The following is a 2844-nucleotide window of genomic DNA, read 5'->3' as shown; positions in this document are numbered from 1 at the left end:
AGTCCGGACGCACCCCGAACGACTCCACCAGACGGAAAAGAGCCACCTCCACCGCGAACAACGCAGGCTGCGCCCACTCCGTGCGCTCCAGCAGCGCCACGTCCTCGCCGAAGATCACATCCCGCAGCCCGCCCCCCACCTGCCCGCACACCGCGTCGAACGCCTCCGCGAACACCGGGAACGCCTCATACAACCCACGCCCCATCCCCACCCGCTGCGCACCCTGACCAGCGAACAAGAACGCCGTCCGACCACCCCGGGTCGTCCCGATCACGGTGCGCGCGTCGGGCTCGCCTGTGGCCAACGCGGAGAGTGCGGCGAGGAGTTCGGCACGGTCGTGGCCCTGGATCACGGCGCGGGTCTCGAAGGCGGTGCGGGTGGTGGCCAGGGAGGCCGCCAGGTCGTAGAGGTCGGTGTCCGGGCGCTCGGTCAGATGGGCGGCGAGGCGGCCGGCCTGGCCGCGCAGCGCGGTCTCGTCTCGGGCGGAGAGGAGCCACGGCAGGACCGGGAGGGCGGTACGGGGTTCCTGTTCCGGGGTGGTCTCGTCCGCGGAGGGTTCGGGGGCCTGCTCGATGACGACGTGGGCGTTGGTGCCGGAGACGCCGAACGCAGAGACTCCGACGCGGTGCGGGTGGTCGACGTGCGGCCAGTCGACGGACCGGGTGAGCAACCGGACGTGACCGGCGCTCCAGTCGACGTGTCGGGAAGGGCTGTCGGCGTGGAGGGTGGGCGGCAGGACGCCGTGCCGTAGCGCGAGGACGGACTTGATGACGCCGACGACGCCTGCCGCGGCCTGGGTGTGACCGATGTTGGACTTCGCCGAGCCGAGCCACAGCGGCCGGTCGGCGGTGCGGCCCTGGCCGTAGGTGGCGAGGAGCGCCTGGGCCTCGATGGGGTCGCCGAGCGAGGTGCCCGTGCCGTGCGCCTCGACGGCGTCGATCTCGGACGCGGGCAGGCCGGCGTTGGCGAGGGCGGCGAGGATGACGCGCTGCTGGGCCAGGCCGTTGGGGGCGGTGAGGCCGTTGGAGGCGCCGTCCTGGTTGACCGCGCTGCCGCGCAGCACCGCCAGCACCTGATGGCCGTTGCGGCGGGCGTCGGAGAGCCGTTCGACGACGATCGTTCCGGCGCCCTCGGCCCAGCCCGTCCCGTCAGCGTCGTCGGCGAAGGCCTTGCAGCGGCCGTCGCCGGCCAGGCCGCCCTGCTGCTCGAACTCGATGAAGGCGCCGGGGCTGGACATGACGGTGACCCCGCCGACGACGGCGAGGGAGCACTCGCCGGAGCGCAGCGACTGGGCGGCCAGGTGCAGGGCGACGAGAGAGGAGGAGCAGGCGGTGTCGACGGTGACGGCCGGGCCCTCCAGCCCCAGCGTGTAGGCGACACGGCCGGAGAGGACCGACATGGAGTTGCCGGTGAGCAGATGGCCCCGGACGTCGTCGGGGACCTCGCGCAGCCCGGAGGTGTAGCCCTGGTCGCTGCACCCGACGAACACTCCCGAGCGGCTGCCCCGCAGCGTCGCGGGATCGATGCCGGCGTGCTCGAAGGCCTCCCAGACCACTTCGAGCAGCAGACGCTGCTGCGGGTCCATCGCGAGAGCCTCGCGCGGGGAGATGCCGAAGAAGGCGGGGTCGAACCGGTCGGCGTCGTCGAGGAAACCGCCGCGGCGGCGCCCGGCGGCGCCGCTGTCCGGTCCGGGCGCGGTGGACCAGCCCCGGTCGGCGGGCCAGTCGGTCACCGCGTCGGTCCCGTCGGCCAGCAGGTCCCAGAAGTCGTCGGGTGTGCGGACGCCGCCCGGCAGGCGGCAGCTCATGCCGACGACGGCGACGGGCTCCTGCTCGCGAGCCTCCAACTGGCGAAGCCTGCGGCGGGTGTTGTGGAGGTCGACGGTGACCCGCTTGAGGTAGTCCCGAAGCTGCGCTTCATTCGTCATGGACTGCCCCCATGCTGATCGGTTCTGTGACGGAACGTGTCCCCGCGCGTGGTCGGCGGGCCCTGTGGGCGTCCGACTGCTGGTGTGCTCACCGAGCGGTGGGGACAGCATGACCCGGCCCGGGAGCCTTTCTCGGCACCCGGCCGGGTTCTCTGGGGAAACCCTTGGAAATCAAGAGCCCGCCGCCATTCACGCAGGCCGGAGCAACGGCCGGTCGGACGGACCGGACGTGGCGGCGCCCCGAACGTCCTGTGGCTTTAGGGAAGTTCGGGGCTCGGGCTGCTCAGACGTACGGCGGCGGGGCGCCCCGGCCGAGAACGGTGTACAGGATCGCGAAGGCGTCCTGAAGTGCCGTCAGGGCGTCGGGGATGCGCCAGGCGGCTCGGTCGCGCGGGCCGACGGGGTTGGAGACAGTGCGCAGTTCCAGCAGCGGGACGCCGTGGACGGAGGCGGCCTCGGCGACGCCGAAGCCCTCCATCGCCTCGGCCGCGGCTCCGTGGCGTTGCCGTAGGCGCTGGGCGCGTTCGGCGGTGCCGGTGACGGTGGAGACGGTCAGGACGGGGGCGTGGACGGCGCCGAGGACCCGGGCGACGGCGGCGGACAGGTGGGGTGCGCAGGCGTGCTCGGAGGCTCCGAAGCCGAGGCGGTCCATGGAGAGGAATCCGTCGGCGGTCTCGCAGCCGAGGTCGGCGGCGACGACGCGGTCGGCGACGACGACGGAGCCGACGTCGGCGACCGGCGCGAAGCCCCCCGCGATGCCAGTCGAGACGACCAGGTGGTACCGGTCGCCCCGGACGGCCGCCGCGGTGAGTGCCGCGTCGTCTCACCGACCCGCAGCACGGCCTGCGGATCGCCAAGGCCGCCGTCCAGAAGAAGCTCGTGCACGCGCGCGAGCTGCTGTCCGGGCTGGAGGCGCA

General features: G+C 73.3%; 1 protein-coding gene and 1 pseudogene. Both read right to left on the bottom strand.

Translation table 11 applies throughout. The annotated features are described in order from the left end of the window. The coding region (locus ABT300_RS42925) for a type I polyketide synthase (RefSeq protein ID WP_351688287.1) at positions 1-1927 on the bottom strand (1927 nt) is incomplete at its 3' end. Positions 1928-2210: 283 nt separating this feature from the next. Continuing rightward, positions 2211-2744: pseudogene (locus tag ABT300_RS42920) on the bottom strand (futalosine hydrolase); the annotation flags it as partial. Between the last annotated feature and the right edge of the window lie 100 nt (positions 2745-2844).

The organism is Streptomyces sp. NPDC001027 (genome assembly GCF_040299045.1).
Taxonomy (GTDB): Bacteria; Actinomycetota; Actinomycetes; order Streptomycetales; family Streptomycetaceae; genus Streptomyces.
Note: the sequence above shows the minus strand (reverse complement) of the source record. Positions and strands in the feature narration are given on the sequence as shown.